The following is a 21962-nucleotide window of genomic DNA, read 5'->3' as shown; positions in this document are numbered from 1 at the left end:
GGTACTACTGGATGCGATTTTTGATCGTCATTACGATGGCGTTATTACTGAGCGGCTGCGGAAGTATTATCAGCCGGACTATCCCAGGGCAGGGACATGGCAATCAATACTACCCGGGTGTGCAGTGGGACGTTCGCGATTCTGCATGGCGTTACCTGACGGTTCTGGATCTGCCATTCTCGCTGGTGTTCGATACCCTTCTGCTACCCATCGACGCTCAGCACGGGCCCTATGAGTAATTAACGCTCATCCCACTCATCCGCTGCGGTTTGCCCCTCTTCGGTATCCAGCGGCGGCTCGAGTTGAAATTCGCCCTCATCCCATTCATGCAGGGTGTTCTCTTCCAGCCACTCCTGACGCAATTCAATCTCGTCATAATCGCCATCAAACACTGCCTGGGCCGCTTCACCGCTAAGCACCGGCAGGCATTCGCCGTCTTCGCCATCATCGGCAAAAAATTCGGCCTGCCACATAATGTCCCCATCCTGCATGACATACTTCTGAATATTGAGTTGCTCAATATTCGCGTCCTCTTCCTCAATGCCGGGATTGTCAACGAGGAACTCCTCGCGCGCGGCATCAATCGCTTCCTCTAGAGTGGCAAACATAGTCATCGGCGTCTCCCTGTGTTTTGACATGGTGTTCAGGGAAAGAATAGCTGATTCTCCATAATTGCAAGTATGAAAGCGGCAAAAGCCTTCACGGAGTTGTCTTAATCAGGCGCAGGTGTCTTATCTGGCTGCGGTCGACGAACGGCGCGCGACAGGCTGATCCAGGAGTAAAAGGCGTTAAACATCACTACGCAGGCGGTCACAATAAACACCGCGCGAAAACCGTAGCTGGCGGCTATCCCGGCCCCAAGAAGTGGGCCGGTGACGTTGCCGATATCACGAAACGACTGGTTGTAGCTGAAGATACGCCCGGCGATCTGGTTGGTGGAGTTATAGACCAGCAGGGTCTGAACCGCAGGCAGCAGGGCGCCATCGGCGGCCCCGAGTAAAAAGCGCAGCACGCCCAGCTGCCACGGCGATTGCACGAAGGACATCGGGATAAGCAGCAGGACGGAGATCACCAGAGCGACAATCAGGATCCTTTCCGGGCCGATGCGATCCCCCAGTTTTCCCAGCCGTGGGGCGCTGATCAGCGCGGCCACGCCGGGGACCGAAGCGATTAAGCCGCTGATAAAGGCGATGTTGCTCACGTGGCCCGCGAGGTCGCGCACGTACAGGGTCAGGATCGGCGCGATGGAGCCGGTCGCCACCTGAATGATCATCGTGGTGACAAACAGGCTGAGTACCAGTTTAGGGTTTTTCAGCGAGGCGAACACCTGACGGGCATGGAGCATCTCTTTTTTGGGCACCGGGGTGAAGTTTTCCCGAATACAGAAAAAGGTCAGCAGGAAGCAGGCAAACAGGACGCCCGCGGTGATGAAAAAGACCGGACGCAGGCCGTAGCTGTCCGCCAGCAATCCGCCGGCCAGCGGGCCAAGCAGGGCGCCGCTCACCGCACCGGTAGAGAGCGTGCCCAACGCCCAGCCGCTTTTATGACGGGGAATTTGCGTGGCGATCAGCGCGTTGGCATTGGGCACAAACCCACCCAGCAGCCCCAGCACGGCGCGTAAGATCAGAAACTGCCAGATGTTTTGCGCCATCCCCATCAGCACCATAATTACCGACATGCCCAGCGCGGAACGCAGGAGCATAATTTTACGCCCCTTACGATCGGCCAGCCCGCCCCAGAACGGAGATGCAATGGCAGAGAAGAGAAAGGTGATGCTGAACACCAGCCCCGACCACATGTTCAGGGCGCTGTGGCCGCTGACGCCCAACTGCTCGACATACAGCGGCAGGAAAGGCATCACCAGGCTAAAGGCGGCACCCGTAAGAAAGCAGCCCAGCCAGGCCACCGTGAGGTTCCGCTTCCAGTTAATTGGCGTTTCTGAGGGAGACATAGCTATCCGCGTTATGATGCGCGGCGGCATCATCATTTAAAGAAGGTAATAAGCCTGCTAATTATGCGCCTGGGTGATGATTGCTGCAATGGCGGAGGGCATGATAAGTCAAAAGGGCGGTGCGGCCGGAGAGGCCGCAGTACAGGAGATTAATAGCGGGAAGGCACGCCTTCAGGGCGGGTTTTAAAGCGGCGATGCAGCCACATATACTGATCCGGCGCTAGCAGGATGCACTTCTCAACCACCTCATTCATCCACGCGGCGGTGGTTTTCGCATCGTCCAGCGGGGGGGAACACTCAGGTTCCAGCATCATCAGTTCATAGCCCTTGCCATTGGCTTTCCGGCGCGGTACGAAGGGCACAATCGCCGCCTGTGACAGACGGGCCAGCGTCCAGGTGCCGGAAGTGGTGGCCGCGTCATCGACGGCAAAGAAGGGTACAAAGACGCTGGCGCCAGGGCCATAGTCATGGTCCGGTGCATACCAGATCACTTCGCCGGATTTCAGGGCCCGGATCATCCCTTTGAGGTCTTTACGGTCGATCATGCTTTTGTTGGAGCGCATCCGGCCCCAGGTCTGCAGCCAGTCGATCACCGGATTGTCGTTCGGGCGATAGACACCAATGCCGGGCGCCTGCATGCCGAACATCCGCGCGCCGATCTCCAGCGTCAGAAAATGGACGCCAATCAGCAGTACGCCGGTTTTCTGCGCCTGGAGCTGATGCACGGGCGCCATGCCGGTGCCGGTCACTTCGGTCCAGCGCGCCATGCGTTTGTCGGACCAGAACCAGGCCATCCCGGTCTCCATCAGCCCCATGCCGACGGATTCAAAATTTTTGACCACCATCTCGTGACGCTCTTGCTGGCTCATTTCTGGAAAACAAAGTTCCAGATTGCGGCGGGCAATGTATGCGCGGCGGGACATAAAGCGCATCGCCAGTCGACCCATGCCGCAGCCAAGGCGGTAGATCAGCGGGTAGGGAAGATGCACCAGTAACCACAATAAACCGATGCCAGCCCAGGTCAGCCAGTAACGAGGATGTAATAGCGCAGTGGAAAATTTAGGTAATTGAGTCATGTCATTCCTGTTTATGATACGTCCTGTCGGCAGATTGTCGCATTATTCGTTTCATATCCAAAACGCACGGCGTCGAAATGTTCATGAAAACAGCAAATGTTATAGCCCCGGCATTTCAGGGTGAGAAATGTAGCGCAAAATGAAGGGATGTAAATTCTCATTGTTTGCTATATGATGCCGCCCGATTTTCATTCTCACTACGATTGCAGGAACCGTACACCATGCCAGTGTTACACAACCTCATTTCGAACGAAGAGCTGAAAGCGCGCATGTTGGCTGAAACCGAGCCGCGCACGACGATCTCGTTCTATAAGTACTTCACCATTGTTAACCCAAAGGCCACGCGCGACGCGCTGTATAAAGCCTTAACCGCCCTGAACGTCTTTGGCCGTATCTATCTGGCGCACGAGGGCATCAACGCCCAGATCAGCGTGCCGGAAAGCAATGTCGACGCCCTGCGTGAATTCCTCTACGCTTTTGATCCGGCGCTGGACGGCCTGCGTCTGAACGTTGCCCTCGACGATGACGGCAAATCATTCTGGGTGCTGCGCCTGAAAGTGCGCGAACGTATCGTGGCCGACGGCATCGACGATCCGACCTTTAACGCCAGCGACGTGGGCGAATACCTGAAAGCGGCCGATGTTAACGCCATGCTCGACGATCCCGACGCCGTGTTTATCGATATGCGTAACCACTACGAATATGAAGTGGGCCATTTCGAAAACGCGCTTGAAATTCCGGCGGACACCTTCCGTGAGCAGCTGCCAAAAGCGGTTGAGATGATGCAGGAGCATAAGGACAAGAAAATTGTCATGTACTGCACCGGGGGCATCCGCTGTGAAAAAGCCAGCGCGTACATGAAGCACCAGGGCTTCAACAAGGTCTGGCATATCGAGGGCGGGATCATTGAGTATGCCCGTCGCGCGCGCGAACAGGGCCTGCCGGTGCGCTTTATCGGCAAGAACTTTGTCTTTGACGAGCGGATGGGGGAGCGTATCTCTGACGATGTGATCGCGCATTGCCATCAGTGCGGCACCGCCTGCGACACCCATACCAACTGCAAAAACGACGGTTGTCATCTGCTGTTTATTCAGTGCCCGGCCTGCGCCGAAAAGTTCAACGGCTGCTGCAGCGAGCTGTGTAGCGAGGAGAGTATGTTGCCGGAAGAGGAGCAGCGCCGCCGTCGTGCGGGTCGCGAGAACGGCAATAAGATCTTCAATAAATCGCGTGGACGTCTGAACACCCGCCTGGGTATTCCCGATCCGGAATAACCCTGAAACCTTGCCCGGTCGCGTGATGCTGACCGGGCGAGGGCATTACTTCTGCTGAACCCCTTCCACCGAAATAATCAGCTCCACGTCCTGCGACGCCGGGCCCAGATCGGTGGTGATGTTAAAGTCTTTCAGGTGGATTTTGCCTGTCGCTTCAAACCCTGCGCGTTTGCCGCCCCACGGGTCATCACCCTGACCAATCAGTTTTGCATCCAGCTTAACGGGCTTGGTCACGCCGTTCAGCGTCAGATTACCGGTAATATCCAGGCCGTCACCGTCCTTTTTCACTTCGGTGGAGGTGAAGGTGGCCTGCGGGAATTTAGCCACGTTGAGGAAATCGGCGCTGCGCAGGTGCTTGTCACGCTCGGCGTGGTTGGTATCCAGACTGTTGGTATTCAGGGTCACATTGACTTTATCGGCCGCCGGATTGCTCTCATCGAAAGTGAAGGAACCGTCGAAATCCTTGAAGGTGCCGTACAGCCAGCTGTAGCCCAGATGCTGGATACGGAAGTTCACAAAGGCGTGCTGACCTTGCTTATCAATTTTGTAGTCGGCTGCCACCGCGGCGCCGGTGGTGAACAGCAGAGAACCTAAGGTTAATCCCAGCAGGCTTTTTTTCATTTTATGCTCCAGAGTCAGGTGACGCTTTGCCCAACATACGTGTCAGGGTGGCATCTTTGTCGATAAAGTGGTGTTTGAAGGCCGCAAGACCATGCAGGACAGAAAGTATGACGACGCCCCAGGCCAGCCACAGATGAATGGTTCCGGCCAGATCGGCCTGCGCTCCGGCATCTGCCAACAGGGCAGGGACGTCAAACAGACCGAAGACGCTGATCGGCTTGCCGTCGGCGGTGGAAATTAAATAGCCGCTGATAAGAATGGCGAACAGCAGCGCATACAGCGCAATATGCGCCGCAGTGGCGATAAGGCGCGTGGCGCGCGACTGGCTTTTCAGCGCCGAAGGCACCGGGGAGAAATGGCGCCACAGCAGACGTACCACCAGGGCCATCATCAGCATAAAGCCGATGCTTTTGTGTAGCTCGGGTGCCTGGTGATACCAGCCATCGTAATAGCTGAGTGTTACCATCCATAATCCAAGGCCAAACATGCCATACACCGCAATAGCCATCAGCCAGTGTAAACTCATGGAAATAACGCCATAGCGTGTGGGGGAATTACGCACCTGCATTGTGAATACCGTTATTAATTCGCAAGCGCTAAAAATGGCGTGGGTGAAACATTAATGCAAATGATATTTACAGATATTCATTATTAATTTTATTCTTTCAGTTATTTTGAATAACAGTTGGCAATAATGGTCAATGTGATTGTTAGTAATATGCGATCGGCGCTGATTACAGGCGGGTTATGACGATTTTATGATGTTCAAATAATTTATTTTGAAATTATATTTATCTTAAGAATCGTCAATTTATGTCAATATTTTTCATCAGAAAAATACAATGTACAGAATATCGAGCAGCGCGAGGAGCGACCACAGCACAATATAGAGCATCAGATGCTCGCGAATATTATTGACCACATAATTCACAATACGACGCATGAGGGTACCGGTAATGGAAGAAATGAAAGGCTTCGGCAACCCGAAGCCTGACAGCATTATCGGCTAAAGCGCGACAGGGAGAAAGGCGTGAGATCAAACGGCGGGGCGATCTGCCGGGAGAATTGCGCGGCAATCTCCCCCAGCACGCTGGCGAATTTGAATCCATGGCCGCTCAGGCCGGTGATCAGCAGCGTATTGTCATGGCCCGGCAGGGTGTCGATGATGAAGTCTTCGTCCGGCGTGTTGTCATAGGTGCAGGCTGCCCCGTGTAACAGGCCGCCGATGCCTGGCAGCACGTTGCGCAGGAATTTGAAGGCTTCAGAGCCGTCCCCAGGATAAGCCCCAAACGGCTTGCGCTCTTCCGGAGAAGATATGACCTGGCCGCCGTTGTGTTTACCGATCTTCAGCGCATCTTTCTCGGATGGGAAGCCGTAGAACTGATCCCCATCAGGCAGTTCGCCGGTAAAGGCCGGGAAGTGGTTCTGATGGCTGTAGCGGCCGTCGGCCTGGAACCAGGAGAAGACCTTACGCACCGGCTGAATCGGCAGGTCTGGCACCAGACGCGAGACCCAGGTGCCGGCGCTTACCAGCAGACGATCTGCGCGGTACGGGCCTTCCGGGGTCTCGACGGTGACGCCGTCGTCCTGATGGGAAATCGCAGTGACCGGGCAGTTAAACAGCTGCGCGCAGCCGGCTTCTTTCGCCAGCGCAATCCAGGTTTTAATCGCCAGCTCGCTGCGCAGGACGCCGGACTCAGCCTCAAACAGACCGATATAACCCTCGGGAACCTGAATTTCAGGCCAGCGTTTCATCACCGCCGCCGCATCCAGGCGCTCAAGGTTGAGATTGAACTGGCGGGCGCTCTGCTCAACGTTTGCCAGGAATGACGACCCGGACGGCCCGAGATTGACGACGCCCGTGCGTTCAAAGACCGGCTCACCGCTGATGTCGGCCAGCTCATCCCACAGCGCCTGCGCCCGTAACACCAGCGGCACATAGCGCTCGCCCTCCCCATAAGCGTGACGCATCAGACGGGTGTCACCGTGGTGGCTCCCTTCGGTGTGGGGCGGCATATGGGCATCAATCATCAGCACGTTTTGACCGGCCCGGGTTGCGTAATAACCTGCCGCTGCACCGACAGATCCGCTGCCAATAATAATTAGATCGTATTTCATCAGATTCTCTTTACGCGTTTCGTTGCTTAGCAGGGTAATTAAGACGGGACGGTTATACAAGGGCGAAATAAATGAGGCACCGTAAGGTGCCTTTTTGGGTGAGATTGAGACATTACATTAATGTCGCTGGTACTCATTTGCCTGGTAGTCACTGGATTCTATTTTTGCAATGCCGGCTTCTAAAATAGAAATAAACTGACGTGCGACGTCGGTTGTTAACCATAGCGTCTGCCCAACTTCCGCTTCATCGGTGTCAGGGTGGTTCGGGGTCTGGTAATGCAAACGCAGCATCAGTGCGTCGTAGCTATCTACAGTGCTGATATCCCAGCCAACAAGTGGATGTGTCTGGATGACTTCATTATTCTTTTCCATCATAACCCCCTGAATACGTGTTAAATGACAACGACTGTGAGGTTCAATGCGTGTTTTTCTGAAGCAATTTCAGTATATCAATAAATAAGGCTTCTGAAGGGAAAAAGAAACAGGCAGCACAACAAATTTGTGCCTTTTAGGATTGTTTGAACATTAAAACATCATCTTGCTGATGATTTTTGACGGAGTCAGTCAGATTATTCGCAGTTACGTTAAACAGACGAAAAAAAGCCGGGGCGACCCGGCAAAAAAAAACAATGAGGCATAAAATTAATCGGTAATAAACCAGTCGTCAGCGCTCTCCCAGGTTTCCTGTAAAATTTCGCTGATGCGCTGTTTATCTTCTTTGGCGCCGCCGATCACCGACAGATTATTTGAACTGGCATAACGCACGGTGACAGCACCATCGCGTTCGGGAAAGGAGTCATTAATACGGCGGGATAATTCACCCGCCAGTGCGTCCAGCGCCCCGGCAGGCAAAGTAGTTGTTCTGGCAATGGTCACTTCGATACGCATAGTTGCCCCCTGTGTAATATACTGTTTATTTATACAGTCATATTGTCGAACTTACAACAGGGGGCCAACAATTTTTAGCGTTTTACCGTCCAGTGTACGGTTTCACCCGCGAGGAACGGGATCAGGGTGTCATCCGTCAGGGCTATGGATTCCACCACGCTGCTCTCTTCCCGAACCAGTTCAACGAAGGTCTCATTGACCGGCAAGCCGTAGAAGCGAGGGCCATTCAGGGAGCAGAAGGCCTCAAAGTGCTGCAGGGCGTTCATCTCTTCAAACACCTGGGCATAGCTGGCCAGCGCGGTAGGCGCGTTAAAGCAACCTGCACAGCCGCAGCTGGCTTCTTTGCGGTGACGGGCGTGCGGCGCAGAGTCGGTGCCGAGGAAGGCACGCTCAAAGCCGCTGGCAACCAGTTCACGCAGCGCCTGCTGGTGGATATTACGCTTGAGGATTGGCAGGCAATAGAGGTGAGGGCGCACGCCGCCCACCAGCATGTGGTTGCGGTTGAACATCAGGTGCTGCGGGGTAATGGTGGCGGCCAGAAGCTCGTTACCATCGCGCACGTACTCGGCCGCATCTTTGGTGGTGATATGTTCAAACACCACTTTCAGACCAGGCAGGCGCTGACGCAGCGGCTCCATCACGGTGTCGATAAAACGCGCTTCGCGGTCGAAAATATCGATCTCGGCATGGGTTACTTCGCCATGCACCAGCAGCGGCATCCCCAGTTTCTCCATGCGCTCCAGCACCGGCATAATCGCATCAATGCTGGTTACGCCATGGCTGGAGTTGGTGGTGGCGTTGGCCGGGTAGAGCTTGGCGGCGGTGAAGACCCCTTCGTTAAAGCCGCGTTCGATCTCGTTGGGATCGAGCGTGTCGGTCAGATAACAGGTCATCAGCGGGGTAAAATCGTGTCCGGCAGGCACGGCAGCAAGAATGCGCTGGCGATAGGCAATCGCCGCGTCGACCGTGGTGACGGGCGGCACCAGGTTTGGCATGACAATCGCGCGGCCATAAATTTCACTGGTATACGGCACGACGGTGTTGAGCATATCGCCATCGCGAAGATGGATATGCCAGTCGTCTGGGCGGCGAATTTTCAAAACCTGGGATGGTGCAGTCATGGATAGGCTCCGGCTGAGTGAGATGATTTTTGCCGGACACAAAGAATAGAGGGAAACGTTTTCGTTTGCACTCTTTTCCACAAAAAAAAGGCGCCGAAGCGCCTCAGAGGTTAATCGACGAAGGGGATAACAATCTCACCCGGTTTCACTTCGATTCCTTTAGCGTACTTTTTCGCCAGGGCTTCACCCTTGCTGTTATCTTCGCGCAGGATGTAGGCCGGTTGCTGGTTGAAGTAGTTTTGCAGCGACTGATTCAGGTATGGCATCAGGGTTTGCAGGACCGGTTTCATTTTGTCCGGCGACACCACCGCGTCGGTGATCTCCATCTGCTGCAGATAGATGGCGCCCTGATCTTTATTGAAGACCGGCAGCGCTTTTAATTTCAGTTTGATATTGGCTTTCTGGCTGCCGAACAGCGAGTTCATGTCCAGGCTGGCATCCCCGGAGAGCATCACTTTGTTCGGCTCTTCGCGGCCAATCTGGCTGGCAAGGTTGGTCAGGACGATATGCGCATCGGCCACGCCCGGAACGCCGATATCTTTCGCAAAGTTATTGCGCTTTTGCAGGGCCTGGTTGATCTCCTGCTCACTGACGGTGTACTGGGTGAGCTGATTACAACCAACCAGCAGGCCGCTGACGATCAACGCAGTGGCAATAACGAATTTTTTCATGGTTTTCCTCGACATAATGTCAGCGCTTCAATCCTGACGCGCCAGTATGTCAGGGGAGAGTGTGTCAGACCAGCAGAAAAAACTGATATCTGTGCGATCAGGCGCCAGGCTCGAGGATGCCGGGCAGGCGACGTTTGTGGCTGAACTGCCAGCCCAGCGCGAAGCAGGTGATCACTCCGATTAAGGCCAGCATCACCCACGGTAACTCCGGCTGATTGAAGGCTTTCCCGGCATCAAACAACCATCCGCCACCGGCATACCCCAGCGCACCACCAATCGCCAGCCCGAGACGGCTGAAGCCCATATAGCTGCCCCGCGCACGCGGGTCGGCCAGCTCGGCGCTCAGGGTTTCGCGGGCCGGTTCGGCAATAATCGAGCCGATATAGAAGGTGCAGATCAGCATAAACAGCTGCTGCAAGGAGCCCACCATCCCAATGGGCAGCATGCTCAGGGACATCAGCAGCAGGCCCGCCATCAGACGGTGCTCAAGGCGGAAGCGTTTTTCGCTCCAGCGGGCAATCGGGTAGAGCAGGGAGAGGGAGAGACAGGCCTCAATGGCGTACATCCACTTCACAGCCGCCGGGGAACCCGCCACATCGTTGACCATGATCGGCAGCATCAGCATTACCTGCACGCCCAGCATGTAATAACCCGCCAGGGTCAGCACATAGGTGATAAAGCGTTTGTCGTGCCAGACCCTGCCCAGCCCTTCGCGCACCGGCGCTTTGACGGTGGAGAGTTTCCATGCCGGTAACAGCCAGGCGTTGAAGGCCGCGCAGAGGATAAACAGCACTGCGCCCGTGGCGCAGACCAGACGAAAATCATACTGCAGCAGCCAGCTGCCCAATAGCGCGCCCACCACCGCGCCGGCGCTGTCCTGCATCATCAGCAGAGAGAAAAAGCGTCCGCGATGCTGAGGCCGGATCAGTTTGACCACTAACGCCGTGCGCGGCGGGTCGAACAGCGTGCCCCCCAGACCGGAGATAATGCAGGAAACCCACAGCAGCCAGGGCTCATGGGCGATAGCCATGGTGGCAAATCCCGCGGCCCGCAGCAGCATGCCGGTGACGATCATCGGTTTGGCCCCGAAGCGGTCGGCAATGGCGCCGCCAAACACCCCCAGCCCCTGCTGAACAAACTGGCGCAGACCCAGCGCAATACCGACCATCAGCGCCGCCCAGCCCATCTGATCGACAAAGCGAATCGAAATCAGCGGGAAAACGACGAAAAAGCCGAGGACAACCAGCATGTTATCGACAAGCAGGAAACATTTGCCCAGACGCCGGGCCTGTGAGATACGGGACATTTCCCCTCCAGGGGAACAAAGATGATGAGCGCGCTAATATTCTGCGGTTTCGCCGGCGTTTTTCCCACCGCGCAGGCGACAATATTTTTTTATCAAAAGGGGACTTTGATTGAGGCTTTTCATCGAAAAATGTGAAAAGACATCAAAATGCTATGTCACTGTTTTCCCGAATGGCAACGGCGCAGGTATAGTAAAGCTAACGGGTCAAGGTTGTAACATGAAGGAGTTGTATCCATGTTTGGCTATCGCAGTAATGTGCCGAAAGTTCGCCTGACGACCGACCGGCTGGTGGTGCGTCTGGTGCACGAGCGTGATGCCTGGCGTCTGGCGGACTACTACGCTGAGAATCGTCAGTTTTTAAAACCCTGGGAACCCGTGCGGGATGAAAGCCACTGCTATCCTTCCGGCTGGCAGGCCCGGCTGAGCATGATTGCCGAGTTCCACAAGCAGGGCTCGGCGTTCTATTTTGCCCTGCTCGATCCGGAAGAGAAAGAGATCGTCGGGATCGCCAACTTTTCTAACGTGGTGCGGGGATCTTTTCACGCCTGCTACCTGGGCTACTCCATCGGGCAAAAATGGCAGGGGCAGGGGCTGATGTTTGAGGCCTTGACCACCGCTATCCGCTATATGCAGCGGACCCAGCATATGCACCGCATTATGGCCAACTACATGCCGCACAATCAGCGCAGCGGCGATCTGCTGGCACGCCTCGGGTTTGAAAAAGAGGGCTATGCCAAAGAGTACCTGCTGATTAACGGCGAATGGCGCGATCATGTCCTGACGGCGCTGACAACCAAAGAGTGGAGCGCGGGGCGCTAAGGAACAGAGATGAAATATCAGTTAACCGCCACAGAAGCGCGCGTTATCGGCTGCCTGCTGGAAAAACAGGTCACCACCCCGGAACAGTATCCGCTCTCGGTCAATGCGGTCACCCTGGCCTGCAATCAGAAAACCAACCGTGAGCCGGTGATGAACCTCGCCGAGCATGAGGTGCAGGATCAGCTTGATGCGCTGGTTAAGCGCCACTATCTGCGCACCGTCAGCGGCTTTGGCAATCGCGTCACCAAATATGAACAGCGTTTTTGCAACTCCGAGTTTGGTGCCCTTAAGCTGAACCCGGCCGAAGTGGCGCTCGTCGCCACCCTGCTGCTGCGCGGCGCGCAGACCCCGGGCGAGCTACGCACCCGGGCCGCGCGTATGCACGAGTTCGCGGATATGCAGGAGGTGGAGCAGGCGCTCGAGGGCCTTGCCGCCCGGGAAGATGGGCCTTTTGTCCTGCGTCTGGCCCGCGAGCCGGGTAAGCGCGAAAGCCGCTATATGCACCTCTTCAGCGGTGAGGTTGATACCGCCGTCACGACAGCCGAGGCTGCGGCCCCGGTCGCGGATGAGACCTTACTGGCCCGTGTTGAGGCGCTGGAAAATGAAGTCGTAGAATTGAAACAGCGACTCGATTCGCTGCTGGCACATCTGGGAGATTAACGGTGACAAAATTACGTGTAGGCGTTGTAGGGCTGGGCGGGATCGCCCAGAAAGCCTGGCTGCCGGTGCTGAGCGCCGCAACAGACTGGACGTTGCAGGGGGCCTGGTCGCCGTCGCGGGATAAGGCGCTGCGGATCTGCGAGTCCCTGCGCATGCCTTATTATGCGTCGTTACAGGATCTGGCCCGCGCGTGTGATGTGGTCTTTGTCCACACCTCCACCGTCACCCACTATCAGGTGGTCAGCGAGCTGCTGCAGGCGGGCGTGCATGTCTGCGTCGATAAACCGCTGGCCGATAACCTGGCCGACGCCGAGCGGCTGATTGATCTCGCTGCCCAGAAGAAGCTCACCCTGATGGTCGGCTTTAACCGCCGCTTCGCGCCGCTCTATCAGCAGCTGAAAACCCAGCTGAACGGTGCGGCATCCCTGCGGATGGATAAACACCGCGCTGACAGCATCGGGCCCAACGATCTGCGCTTTACCCTGCTGGATGATTATCTGCACGTGGTGGACACCGCCCTGTGGCTGGCGGGCAATGATGCCCGGCTTACCGGCGGTACGCTGCAGACCAACGAGAACGGGGCGATGGTCTATGCCGAGCACCATTTCAGCGCCGGCAATCTGCAGATCACTACCTCTATGCACCGCCGGGCGGGCAGCCAGCGGGAGTGGATCCAGGCGGTGACGGACGGCGCATTGCTGGACATTACCGATATGCGCGAGTGGCGCGAGGAGCGGGGGAGTGGCGTCGTTACGCCGGCCATCCCGGGCTGGCAAAGCACCCTTGAGCAGCGCGGCTTTGCGGGCTGCGCGCGTCACTTCATCGAATGCGTGCAAAATCAGACGGTTCCTGAAACCGCAGGCGAACAGGCGATCCGCGCCCAGCGCATCGTGGAGAAGCTCTGGCGCGAGGCCATGAGCGAATAACCTGCGGTAACATCTGCCCATAGCAATTCGCGTTTTTACGAGTAGACTAGGCGCGTTTATTGTCTTGTAGGCCGGGTAAGCGCAGCGCCACCCGGCGAGAATCACGCCTGCTTTGCAGGCGTTTTGCCGTCTGGTAGTGGAAATTCACGTTAATGAACCTATTAAAATCGCTGGCTGCCGTCAGCTCGATGACCATGTTTTCGCGCGTGCTGGGTTTTGCGCGCGACGCCATTGTGGCAAGGGTCTTTGGCGCAGGGATGGCGACTGACGCCTTTTTTGTTGCGTTTAAACTGCCTAACCTGCTGCGCCGTATCTTTGCCGAAGGCGCGTTCTCCCAGGCTTTTGTCCCCATTCTGGCGGAATACAAAAGCAAGCAGGGGGAAGACGCGACGAAGGTATTTGTCTCCTACGTCTCGGGATTGCTGACCCTCGCCCTGGCGATCGTCACGGTGATCGGCATGCTGGCGGCACCCTGGGTGATCATGGTCACCGCGCCCGGCTTTGCCGATACCGCCGATAAATTTGCCCTGACCTCGCAGCTGCTGCGCATTACCTTCCCCTATATTCTGCTGATCTCGCTGGCGTCGCTGGCGGGGGCGATCCTTAACACCTGGAACCGCTTCTCGGTCCCGGCGTTTGCGCCAACGTTCCTCAACGTCAGCATGATCGGCTTTGCGCTGTTTGCCGCGCCGCACTTCCATCCGCCGGTGCTGGCCCTGGCCTGGGCGGTGACGGTGGGCGGGGTACTGCAGCTGGCGTATCAGCTGCCGCACCTGAAGAAGATCGGCATGCTGGTGCTGCCGCGCATTAACCTGCGCGATGCAGGGGCGATGCGGGTGGTGAAGCAGATGGGGCCGGCCATTCTTGGCGTCTCGGTGAGCCAGATTTCGCTGATCATCAACACCATCTTCGCCTCGTTCCTGGTCTCCGGTTCCGTCTCCTGGATGTACTACGCCGACCGACTGATGGAGTTCCCGTCCGGGGTACTGGGGGTGGCGCTGGGCACGATCCTGCTGCCGTCACTCTCCCGCAGTTTTGCCAGCGGCAACCAGGATGAGTACTGCCGACTGATGGACTGGGGGTTACGCCTCTGCTTCCTGCTGGCGCTGCCGAGTGCGGTGGCGCTGGGGATCCTCGCCAAACCGCTGGTGGTGTCCCTGTTCCAGTACGGGAAATTCAGCGCCTTCGATGCGCTGATGACCCAGCGGGCGCTGGTGGCTTACTCTGTCGGCCTGATGGGGTTGATTGTGGTGAAAGTGCTGGCCCCGGGCTTCTACTCGCGTCAGGACATCAAGACCCCGGTGAAGATCGCCATCGTGACCCTGATCATGACCCAGGTGATGAACCTGGCCTTTATCGGCCCGCTGAAGCATGCCGGTCTGTCCCTGTCCATCGGTCTGGCAGCCTGTCTGAATGCCGGGCTGCTCTACTGGCAGCTGAGAAAGCAGCAGATTTTCACCCCGCAGCCAGGCTGGACGAGCTTCCTGTTACGGCTGGTGATTGCGGTGCTGGTAATGGCTGCGGCGCTGGTGGGCATGCTTTACGTGATGCCGGACTGGGCGCTGGGCACCATGCCTTATCGTCTGCTGCGCCTGATGGCCGTAGTGGTGGTGGGTGTTGTGGCGTACTTCGCGACTCTCGCGGTGCTGGGCTTCAAAGTGAAAGAGTTCGCCCGCCGTACGGCGTAACGCAAAAAGGGGAGCGCCTGTCGGTGCTCCCCGTTCTCTGTCTGTCTCATCCGGACAATCAGATCGAAAACTTCTTCCCGCCGCTGCGTGAGCTGGATGTCTGGCCATTGGCGCCATACAGTGCCGGCTCCTGATGCGGCTTCAGCACCTCCAGCGCCTGCTGGTTGCGGGTGATTTGCCCTTCAAGTAGCCAGCCGTTGTGCTGATTGAGGTCGCGCAGATGCTGAGTTTTTTCAGTAATCGTTTGCCAGCGTTCGGCGACATCATCATTGGCACTCTGGCGCGCGGACTGCTCGGTGCGCCGCTGCTGCTCCAGATAATCCAGCGTGGCCAGCAGGGAGCTTTTATCTTCGGTAATGCGCTGCAGCGCGCTGCCGTTCACATTCCCGGCAGAGAGCTGCTGTTGCTCGGCATCCATTACCGTTTTCAGGTCGTTCAGGACGACCGTCATGTGATCCATTATTTCCGTCAGACGACTCATACGGCGATTACTCTAAGAAACTTTGCGCATCCTGGATCAGCGCGTCAGCGATTTTACTGGTATCCATTTTCAGCTCACCGTTACGGATCGCGGTTTTCAGCGCTTCAACACGTTCCATGTTGATATCGTTGCTGCCCGGCTGCATCAGTTTCGCCTGGGCATCGCTCAGCGTAACGCTGGTGCTGTCGGCCGCTGCTGATTTTTGCAGGCGCGTTTTTGGCGTTGCAGTCTCATTCATTTCGCGAGGCTGTACAGTGCTAACCGGCTTCAGGGGCGATGTACGATCAATGCTCATTGTGGTGTCCTCATCGAGGGTTGGCGGCGTAAGCGCCTGACATTATCATTTGTTAATGATTTATCGGCAGTCGCCGCATAATCTTTAAAAAGATTATAGGTTAATCAGAATATTCCCATCAGAATCGACGGTACCGCTCACAACCTGGCCTGAGGTCATCCTGACGCGGGCGTTTTGCGCAACGGCCGCATTGTTCAGGGCCTGGCCCTGGCTGTTAACGCTAAAGCCCTCGCCAGTGGCGATCACCATCACCCGCTGTCCGGCTTTGATCCGCCATGACTGGCGCAGCATCGACAGTTGCAGAGGTTGCCCGGGCACCAGATCGCGCAAGCTTACGGCGTTCTGCACCTGGTTGATATCCAGAATCGTGCGCGGCGGAAGCTGATCCAGTCTGCCGCGTTTCAGCGTCACGCTTCCCGGCTGCAACGCCCCACCCCGGGGGATGTTTTGGGACGCGACAACATAATCGCCCGTCGCCTGAACTGCAACCTGTATAAACCGTTTTTCATTGTCACAGCGTGCCGTCACGCTCACGTTGCCCCACTGTCGGGTGTTGCCAGGGACGCTGAACTGAGGCGTTTCGCAGCCAGGGAGCATGCTGGCTGGCGTGCGGACCTGAACCGACACCTCATCGCTGAATCCTGCCAGTCGCTGGGCAAAAAACGCCGTCAGCTGACCATTCAGATCCTGCGCCTGAGAGAGGGAGCTCCAGAGGAGCAGGGTTGCGGTCACTCCACGTTTGAATGTCATATCGCCCGTTACCGTCGGATTACAGAATGAGCAGGATTCTACCTGTAGCGGGTGGGCATCAACGCAATAAATAGCGACGCATTTTGCGCTTATTCCGTCGATGACGGAGACGGGTTGAGATTTAAGCTATCCACTGAAATTTTGCCATCAGCGGAGGAGACATGCTCGATAAACTCGACGCCGCGCTACGTTTTCAGCAAGAAGCGCTCAACTTGCGTGCCCAGCGTCAGGAGATTCTGGCCGCCAATATCGCCAACGCCGATACCCCCGGGTTTCAGGCGCGTGATATCGATTTTTCCAGTGAATTAAAGAAAGTGATGGAGCGTGGCCGGGCCGAGAACAGCGGTGTTGCCCTTGCGCTGACCTCTGCACGTCATATTCCCGCAGAGACCGTCACCACCCCGAATACCGATTTACTTTATCGCATCCCGGATCAGCCATCCCTGGACGGTAATACCGTCGATATGGACCGGGAGCGTACGCAGTTCGCCGATAACAGCCTCAAGTACCAGATGGGGCTGACCGTTCTCGGCGGGCAGATTAAAGGCATGATGAGTGTTCTGCAGGGAGGCAACTAATAATGGCCTTACTCAATATCTTTGATATCGCAGGTTCCGCGCTGACCGCGCAATCCCAGCGTCTGAACGTTGCCGCCAGTAACATGGCGAACGCCGACAGCGTAACGGGCCCGGACGGTCAACCCTACCGCGCCAAGCAGGTGGTATTCCAGGTGGATGCTGCGCCGGGTGCGCAAACCGGCGGGGTAAAAGTGGCCAACGTGATCGAGAGCCAGGCGCCGGACAAACTGGTGTACGAGCCAGGCAACCCGCTGGCCGACGCCAGCGGCTACGTCAAAATGCCGAACGTGGATGTGGTTGGCGAGATGGTCAACACCATGTCGGCCTCCCGCAGCTACCAGGCCAACGTAGAAGTCCTGAATACCGTGAAGAGCATGATGCTTAAAACGCTCACCCTGGGCCAGTAAAGGAGAGATCAATGTCCATTGCAGTCAATGTAAATGACAGGACGGCTACCACTGGCGTCAGCGGCACCACCGGCAACAGCTCCCTCACCGGCAGCAATGCTTCCGATCTGCAGGGCAGCTTTCTGACCCTGCTGGTGGCACAGCTGAAAAACCAGGACCCGACTAACCCGATGCAGAACAACGAACTGACCACGCAGCTTGCGCAGATCAGTACGGTGAGCGGCATCGAGAAACTTAACACCACGCTGGGCTCTATTTCCGGGCAGATCGACAACAGCCAGTCGATGCAGGCCAGCACGCTGATTGGCCATGGCGTGATGATCCCGGGCTCTACCGTTCTGGCAGGCACCAGCGGTGCCGAAGGCTCGACCACCACCTCAACCACCCCGTTTGGTGTTGAGTTGCAGCAGAGCGCGGACAAAGTGACCGCCACCATCACCGATAAGACCGGTGCTGTGGTACGCACCATTGACATTGGCGAGCTGAAAGCGGGCGTCCATACCTTTACCTGGGACGGGACGGTAACCGATGGCAGCACGGCGCCAAACGGCTCTTACAACGTCGCGATTTCCGCCAGCAGCGGCAGCACGCAGCTGGTGGCACAGCCACTGCAGTTTGCGCTGGTGCAGGGTGTGATCCGCAGCGGCGGCGGTAACACGCTGGATCTCGGGACTTACGGTACCACCACGCTCGACGAAGTTCGGCAGATTATTTAAGCCCTAACATTTACCAGGAGTAACTCATGGCCTTTTCACAAGCGGTCAGCGGCCTGAATGCTGCAGCCACTAACCTCGACGTCATTGGTAACAACATTGCCAACTCCGCGACCTACGGCTTTAAGTCCGGTAGCGCGTCATTTGCGGATATGTTCGCCGGTTCCAAAGTCGGTCTGGGCGTAAAAGTCGCCGGGATCACCCAGGACTTTTCAGACGGTACCACCACCAACACCGGCCGCGGCCTGGATGTGGCCATCAGCCAGAACGGTTTCTTCCGTATGCTCGACAGCAACGGTTCGGTCTATTACAGCCGTAACGGCCAGTTCAGCCTGGACGAAAACCGTAACCTGGTGAACATGCAGGGCCTGCAGCTGACCGGCTTCCCGGCAGCAGGTAGCCCGCCGACGGTGCAGACCGGTGCCAACCCGCAGCCGATCACCATTCCTAATGACCTGATGTCCGCCAAAGCCACCAGCACCGCGGCGCAGCAGATCAACCTGAACTCCACTGACAGCGTGCCGAGCATCGCGTTTGACGCGACCAACGCCAACCCGGATTCAGACAGCTTCAACAAGAAAGGCACCATCACCGTTTACGACGACCAGGGTAACGCCCACAACATGTATGTCTACTACGTGAAAACGGCAGACAACAAGTGGGATCTCTATACCCAGGACGGCAGCGTCACCAACGGTAAGATCACCAAGTCTGCACAGATGAGCTTCGACCCTAGCGGTAATCTGCAAGGTGTCTATAACTACAATGCTGCCGGCGTGCTGAGCGCCACCCCAAATGCTAACGCCTCTATCAACGTGACCACCGATCCGCTGAGCGGCGCGCTGCCGGTGACCTTCTCCCTGAGCTTCCTGAACTCCATGCAGCAGAACACCGGGGCGAACAACATCGTGGCAACCAACCAGAACGGCTACAAGCCGGGCGACCTGGTGAGCTATCAGATCAACGATGACGGTACCGTGGTCGGCAACTACTCCAACGAACAAAGCCAGGTGCTGGGTCAGATCGTGATGGCGAACTTCGCCAACAACGAAGGCCTGCAGTCTGAAGGGAACAACGTCTGGTCTGCTACCCAGTCTTCGGGCGTGGCGCTGCTGGGCACCGCAGGTTCCGGTAACTTCGGTACCCTGACCAACGGCGCGCTGGAAGCCTCCAACGTCGACCTGAGTAAAGAGCTGGTCAATATGATCGTCGCGCAGCGTAACTATCAGTCGAACGCGCAGACCATCAAAACCCAGGATCAGATCCTCAACACGCTGGTTAACCTCCGCTAAGTGGCTGACGGGATAGCTTAATGGATCACGCAATATATACCGCGATGGGCGCTGCCAGTCAGACGCTCAATCAGCAGGCAGTCACCGCCAGTAACCTGGCGAACGCCTCGACGCCGGGTTTCCGTGCGCAGCTCAATGCCATGCGCGCCGTCCCGGTGGAAGGCCTTACCCTGCCGACGCGTACGCTGGTAACGGCATCGACGCCGGGCGCCGACATGACGCCAGGGCAGATGGACTATACCTCGCGCCCGCTCGACGTGGCGCTGCAGCAGGACGGCTGGCTGGCAGTTCAAACCGCCGACGGCAGCGAAGGCTACACCCGTAACGGGAATATCCAGGTGGATGCGGTCGGGCAACTGACCATCCAGGGACATCCGGTTATCGGTGAAGGCGGCCCGATCGCCGTGCCGGAAGGCTCGGAGATCACCATCGCGGCAGACGGGACCATCTCGGCCCTGAACCCTGGCGATCCGCCGAACACCGTGGCACCGGTTGGCCGCCTGAAGCTGGTCAAAGCCGAAGGTTTTGAAGTGCAGCGTGGCGACGACGGTATGTTCCGTCTGACCCAGGCGGCGCAGGCCACCCGTGGCGCCACCTTACAAGCTGACCCGACCATTCGCGTCATGTCTGGCGTGCTGGAAGGCAGCAACGTTAAGCCGGTCGCGGCGATGACCGACATGATCGCCAGCGCGCGCCGTTTTGAAATGCAGATGAAGGTGATCTCCAGCGTTGATGAAAACGCCGGTCGCGCCAACCAGCTGCTGTCAATGAGTTAACAGGACACCTTATGATCAGTTCTTTATGGATCGCGAAAACCGGCCTCGACGCACAGCAAACCAATATGGATGTCATCGCCAACAACCTGGCGAACGTGAGCACCAATGGGTTTAAACGTCAGCGTGCGGTTTTCGAAGATTTGCTTTACCAGACCATCCGCCAGCCAGGTGCCCAGTCGTCTGAACAGACCACGCTGCCATCCGGCCTGCAGATCGGTACCGGTGTTCGTCCTGTCGCGACCGAACGTCTGCACAGTCAGGGCAACCTGTCCCAGACCAACAACAGCAAAGACGTGGCGATCAAAGGCCAGGGCTTCTTCCAGGTGCAGCTGCCGGACGGAACCTCGGCTTACACCCGTGACGGCTCATTCCAGGTGGATCAGAACGGCCAGCTGGTAACGGCGGGCGGTTTCCAGGTGCAGCCAGCGATCACCATTCCGGCGAATGCCCTGAGCATCACCATCGGGCGTGACGGGATCGTGAGCGTGACCCAGCAGGGTCAGGCCGCTCCGGTGCAGGTCGGCCAGCTTAACCTGACCACCTTCATGAACGACACCGGTCTGGAAAGCATCGGTGAGAACCTGTACATCGAAACCCAGTCCTCCGGTGCGCCGAATGAGAGCACGCCAGGGCTGAACGGTTCAGGTCTGCTGTATCAGGGGTATGTGGAAACCTCAAACGTCAACGTCGCGGAAGAGCTGGTGAATATGATCCAGGTTCAGCGCGCGTACGAAATTAACAGTAAAGCAGTGTCGACGACCGACCAGATGCTGCAGAAACTGACGCAACTCTAAGGTGTAGTCCGGTGCGGTTTGCGCTGCACCGGCTCCCTGTTTTCGAAGATGAAGGCAATGCAAAAACTCGCGGCGATTCGTTATCCGATAGTGACCCTCCTGGCCGTTACCCTGACCGGTTGCGCCTGGGTTCCGTCTCAACCTCTGGTGCAGGGTGCGACTTCCGCCCAACCCATTCCTGGCCCGACGCCGGTCGCGAATGGCTCTATTTTCCAGACAGCGCAGCCGATTAACTACGGTTATCAGCCGATGTTTGAAGACCGTCGCCCACGTAATATCGGCGATACGCTGACCATTCAGCTGCAGGAAAACGTCAGCGCCAGCAAGAGCTCTTCAGCGAATGCCAGCCGCGACGGGAAAACCAATTTTGGCTTTGACACCGTGCCGCGTTACCTCGAAGGGCTCTTCGGTAATGCCCGTGCCGATGTCGAGACCTCTGGCGGCAACTCCTTTAACGGTAAAGGCGGCGCCAATGCCAGCAACACCTTTAGCGGCACCCTGACGGTGACCGTGGATCAGGTGCTGGCGAACGGCAATTTACATGTCGTGGGTGAAAAACAGATCGCCATCAATCAGGGCACTGAGTTCATTCGCTTCTCCGGTGTGGTTAACCCTCGCACCATCAGCGGCTCCAACACCGTACCGTCCACTCAGGTGGCCGATGCGCGCATTGAGTACGTCGGCAACGGCTACATCAATGAAGCGCAGAATATGGGCTGGTTGCAGCGTTTCTTCCTTAATTTATCGCCGATGTAAGCGA

At 57.0% G+C, this 21962-nt stretch carries 28 protein-coding genes; 13 read left to right on the top strand and 15 right to left on the bottom strand.

Going from position 1 to position 21962, the window contains the following annotated elements:
* Nucleotides 1–11 precede the first annotated feature (11 nt).
* Complete coding sequence (locus LG383_RS10765) at nucleotides 12–239, top strand: YceK/YidQ family lipoprotein (RefSeq protein WP_106992700.1); 228 nt, start codon at nucleotides 12–14, stop codon at nucleotides 237–239.
* On the opposite strand, the gene LG383_RS10760 is transcribed toward LG383_RS10765, so the two are convergent.
* The 3 genes from LG383_RS10760 to LG383_RS10750 form a co-directional block, all read right to left on the bottom strand.
* Nucleotides 240–614, bottom strand: coding sequence for a MysB family protein (locus LG383_RS10760; RefSeq protein WP_106992701.1), 375 nt, complete (start codon nucleotides 612–614; stop codon nucleotides 240–242).
* A gap of 98 nt (nucleotides 615–712) precedes the next feature.
* Complete coding sequence (gene mdtG / locus LG383_RS10755; RefSeq protein WP_225759083.1) at nucleotides 713–1951, bottom strand: multidrug efflux MFS transporter MdtG; 1239 nt, start codon at nucleotides 1949–1951, stop codon at nucleotides 713–715.
* A 149-nt stretch (nucleotides 1952–2100) separates the two neighbouring features.
* Complete coding sequence (locus LG383_RS10750; protein WP_106992703.1) at nucleotides 2101–3027, bottom strand: Kdo(2)-lipid IV(A) acyltransferase; 927 nt, start codon at nucleotides 3025–3027, stop codon at nucleotides 2101–2103.
* Between the two features lie 221 nt (nucleotides 3028–3248).
* Between LG383_RS10750 and LG383_RS10745 the strand changes: the two genes are divergently transcribed.
* On the top strand, nucleotides 3249–4298 hold the full coding sequence (locus tag LG383_RS10745) for a rhodanese-related sulfurtransferase (protein WP_225759082.1): 1050 nt from the start codon (nucleotides 3249–3251) through the stop codon (nucleotides 4296–4298).
* A 45-nt stretch (nucleotides 4299–4343) separates the two neighbouring features.
* Here the strand turns inward: LG383_RS10745 and LG383_RS10740 are convergent, their stop codons facing one another.
* The 9 genes from LG383_RS10740 to mdtH form a co-directional block, all read right to left on the bottom strand.
* Nucleotides 4344–4919, bottom strand: a complete 576-nt coding sequence (locus tag LG383_RS10740; protein WP_106992705.1) for a YceI family protein — start codon at nucleotides 4917–4919, stop codon at nucleotides 4344–4346.
* A gap of 1 nt (nucleotide 4920) precedes the next feature.
* Complete coding sequence (locus LG383_RS10735) at nucleotides 4921–5487, bottom strand: cytochrome b (RefSeq protein ID WP_166182127.1); 567 nt, start codon at nucleotides 5485–5487, stop codon at nucleotides 4921–4923.
* 261 nt (nucleotides 5488–5748) lie between these two features.
* Nucleotides 5749–5862 carry a YceO family protein gene (locus LG383_RS10730; RefSeq protein ID WP_106992824.1) on the bottom strand — a complete coding sequence of 38 codons (114 nt, stop codon included), beginning with the start codon at nucleotides 5860–5862 and terminating at the stop codon, nucleotides 5749–5751.
* Between the two features lie 56 nt (nucleotides 5863–5918).
* The gene (solA, locus tag LG383_RS10725; protein WP_225759081.1) at nucleotides 5919–7037 is read right to left on the bottom strand and encodes an N-methyl-L-tryptophan oxidase; all 1119 of its coding nucleotides are present in this window, start codon (nucleotides 7035–7037) and stop codon (nucleotides 5919–5921) included.
* 117 nt (nucleotides 7038–7154) lie between these two features.
* A complete protein-coding gene (bssS, locus tag LG383_RS10720) occupies nucleotides 7155–7409 on the bottom strand; it encodes a biofilm formation regulator BssS (RefSeq protein WP_106992707.1) in 255 nt (84 codons plus the stop codon).
* Nucleotides 7410–7679: 270 nt separating this feature from the next.
* A complete protein-coding gene (gene dinI / locus LG383_RS10715) occupies nucleotides 7680–7925 on the bottom strand; it encodes a DNA damage-inducible protein I (protein WP_166182129.1) in 246 nt (81 codons plus the stop codon).
* 74 nt (nucleotides 7926–7999) lie between these two features.
* A complete protein-coding gene (gene pyrC / locus LG383_RS10710; protein ID WP_225759080.1) occupies nucleotides 8000–9046 on the bottom strand; it encodes a dihydroorotase in 1047 nt (348 codons plus the stop codon).
* A gap of 110 nt (nucleotides 9047–9156) precedes the next feature.
* Nucleotides 9157–9717 carry a lipoprotein gene (locus LG383_RS10705; RefSeq protein ID WP_106992710.1) on the bottom strand — a complete coding sequence of 187 codons (561 nt, stop codon included), beginning with the start codon at nucleotides 9715–9717 and terminating at the stop codon, nucleotides 9157–9159.
* A 97-nt stretch (nucleotides 9718–9814) separates the two neighbouring features.
* Nucleotides 9815–11023: a multidrug efflux MFS transporter MdtH gene (gene mdtH / locus LG383_RS10700; protein ID WP_225759079.1), complete on the bottom strand. Its 1209-nt coding sequence runs from the start codon at nucleotides 11021–11023 to the stop codon at nucleotides 9815–9817.
* A 234-nt stretch (nucleotides 11024–11257) separates the two neighbouring features.
* Here mdtH and rimJ point away from each other — a divergent pair, with 234 nt between their 5' ends.
* The 4 genes from rimJ (at nucleotide 11258) to murJ (ending at nucleotide 15116) form a co-directional block, all read left to right on the top strand.
* Nucleotides 11258–11842: a ribosomal protein S5-alanine N-acetyltransferase gene (gene rimJ, locus LG383_RS10695; protein ID WP_106992712.1), complete on the top strand. Its 585-nt coding sequence runs from the start codon at nucleotides 11258–11260 to the stop codon at nucleotides 11840–11842.
* Between the two features lie 9 nt (nucleotides 11843–11851).
* Nucleotides 11852–12502, top strand: coding sequence for a YceH family protein (locus LG383_RS10690; RefSeq protein ID WP_225759078.1), 651 nt, complete (start codon nucleotides 11852–11854; stop codon nucleotides 12500–12502).
* 2 nt (nucleotides 12503–12504) lie between these two features.
* On the top strand, nucleotides 12505–13428 hold the full coding sequence (locus tag LG383_RS10685; protein WP_225759077.1) for a Gfo/Idh/MocA family protein: 924 nt from the start codon (nucleotides 12505–12507) through the stop codon (nucleotides 13426–13428).
* Between the two features lie 152 nt (nucleotides 13429–13580).
* The gene (gene murJ / locus LG383_RS10680) at nucleotides 13581–15116 is read left to right on the top strand and encodes a murein biosynthesis integral membrane protein MurJ (protein ID WP_225759076.1); all 1536 of its coding nucleotides are present in this window, start codon (nucleotides 13581–13583) and stop codon (nucleotides 15114–15116) included.
* Nucleotides 15117–15174: 58 nt separating this feature from the next.
* Here murJ and flgN read toward each other — a convergent pair whose 3' ends face one another.
* From flgN to flgA, 3 genes are all read right to left on the bottom strand, one after another.
* Nucleotides 15175–15597, bottom strand: coding sequence for a flagella biosynthesis chaperone FlgN (gene flgN, locus LG383_RS10675; protein ID WP_106992716.1), 423 nt, complete (start codon nucleotides 15595–15597; stop codon nucleotides 15175–15177).
* Between the two features lie 7 nt (nucleotides 15598–15604).
* A complete protein-coding gene (flgM, locus tag LG383_RS10670; RefSeq protein ID WP_166182135.1) occupies nucleotides 15605–15892 on the bottom strand; it encodes a flagellar biosynthesis anti-sigma factor FlgM in 288 nt (95 codons plus the stop codon).
* Between the two features lie 93 nt (nucleotides 15893–15985).
* Nucleotides 15986–16642, bottom strand: a complete 657-nt coding sequence (flgA, locus tag LG383_RS10665) for a flagellar basal body P-ring formation chaperone FlgA (protein ID WP_225759075.1) — start codon at nucleotides 16640–16642, stop codon at nucleotides 15986–15988.
* A 161-nt stretch (nucleotides 16643–16803) separates the two neighbouring features.
* On the opposite strand from flgA, the gene flgB reads away from it, so the two are divergent.
* The 7 genes from flgB to flgH are packed head-to-tail and all read left to right on the top strand — an operon-like array spanning nucleotide 16804 to nucleotide 21958.
* Nucleotides 16804–17220, top strand: a complete 417-nt coding sequence (gene flgB, locus LG383_RS10660; protein WP_032617531.1) for a flagellar basal body rod protein FlgB — start codon at nucleotides 16804–16806, stop codon at nucleotides 17218–17220.
* Between the two features lie 2 nt (nucleotides 17221–17222).
* A complete protein-coding gene (gene flgC / locus LG383_RS10655; RefSeq protein WP_106992719.1) occupies nucleotides 17223–17627 on the top strand; it encodes a flagellar basal body rod protein FlgC in 405 nt (134 codons plus the stop codon).
* Between the two features lie 11 nt (nucleotides 17628–17638).
* Nucleotides 17639–18343: a flagellar hook assembly protein FlgD gene (flgD, locus tag LG383_RS10650; protein WP_106992720.1), complete on the top strand. Its 705-nt coding sequence runs from the start codon at nucleotides 17639–17641 to the stop codon at nucleotides 18341–18343.
* Between the two features lie 26 nt (nucleotides 18344–18369).
* Nucleotides 18370–19632, top strand: coding sequence for a flagellar hook protein FlgE (gene flgE, locus LG383_RS10645; RefSeq protein ID WP_106992721.1), 1263 nt, complete (start codon nucleotides 18370–18372; stop codon nucleotides 19630–19632).
* A 20-nt stretch (nucleotides 19633–19652) separates the two neighbouring features.
* Complete coding sequence (locus LG383_RS10640; RefSeq protein ID WP_106992722.1) at nucleotides 19653–20408, top strand: flagellar basal body rod protein FlgF; 756 nt, start codon at nucleotides 19653–19655, stop codon at nucleotides 20406–20408.
* Nucleotides 20409–20419: 11 nt separating this feature from the next.
* A complete protein-coding gene (gene flgG / locus LG383_RS10635) occupies nucleotides 20420–21202 on the top strand; it encodes a flagellar basal-body rod protein FlgG (RefSeq protein WP_032617536.1) in 783 nt (260 codons plus the stop codon).
* Between the two features lie 57 nt (nucleotides 21203–21259).
* The gene (flgH, locus tag LG383_RS10630) at nucleotides 21260–21958 is read left to right on the top strand and encodes a flagellar basal body L-ring protein FlgH (protein WP_106992723.1); all 699 of its coding nucleotides are present in this window, start codon (nucleotides 21260–21262) and stop codon (nucleotides 21956–21958) included.
* Nucleotides 21959–21962 lie beyond the last annotated feature (4 nt).

This window comes from Leclercia sp. Marseille-Q4284, assembly GCF_916618945.1.
Classification (GTDB): Bacteria; Pseudomonadota; Gammaproteobacteria; order Enterobacterales; family Enterobacteriaceae; genus Enterobacter; species Enterobacter tamurae.
This window is presented reverse-complemented; position numbering and strand designations above follow the sequence as displayed.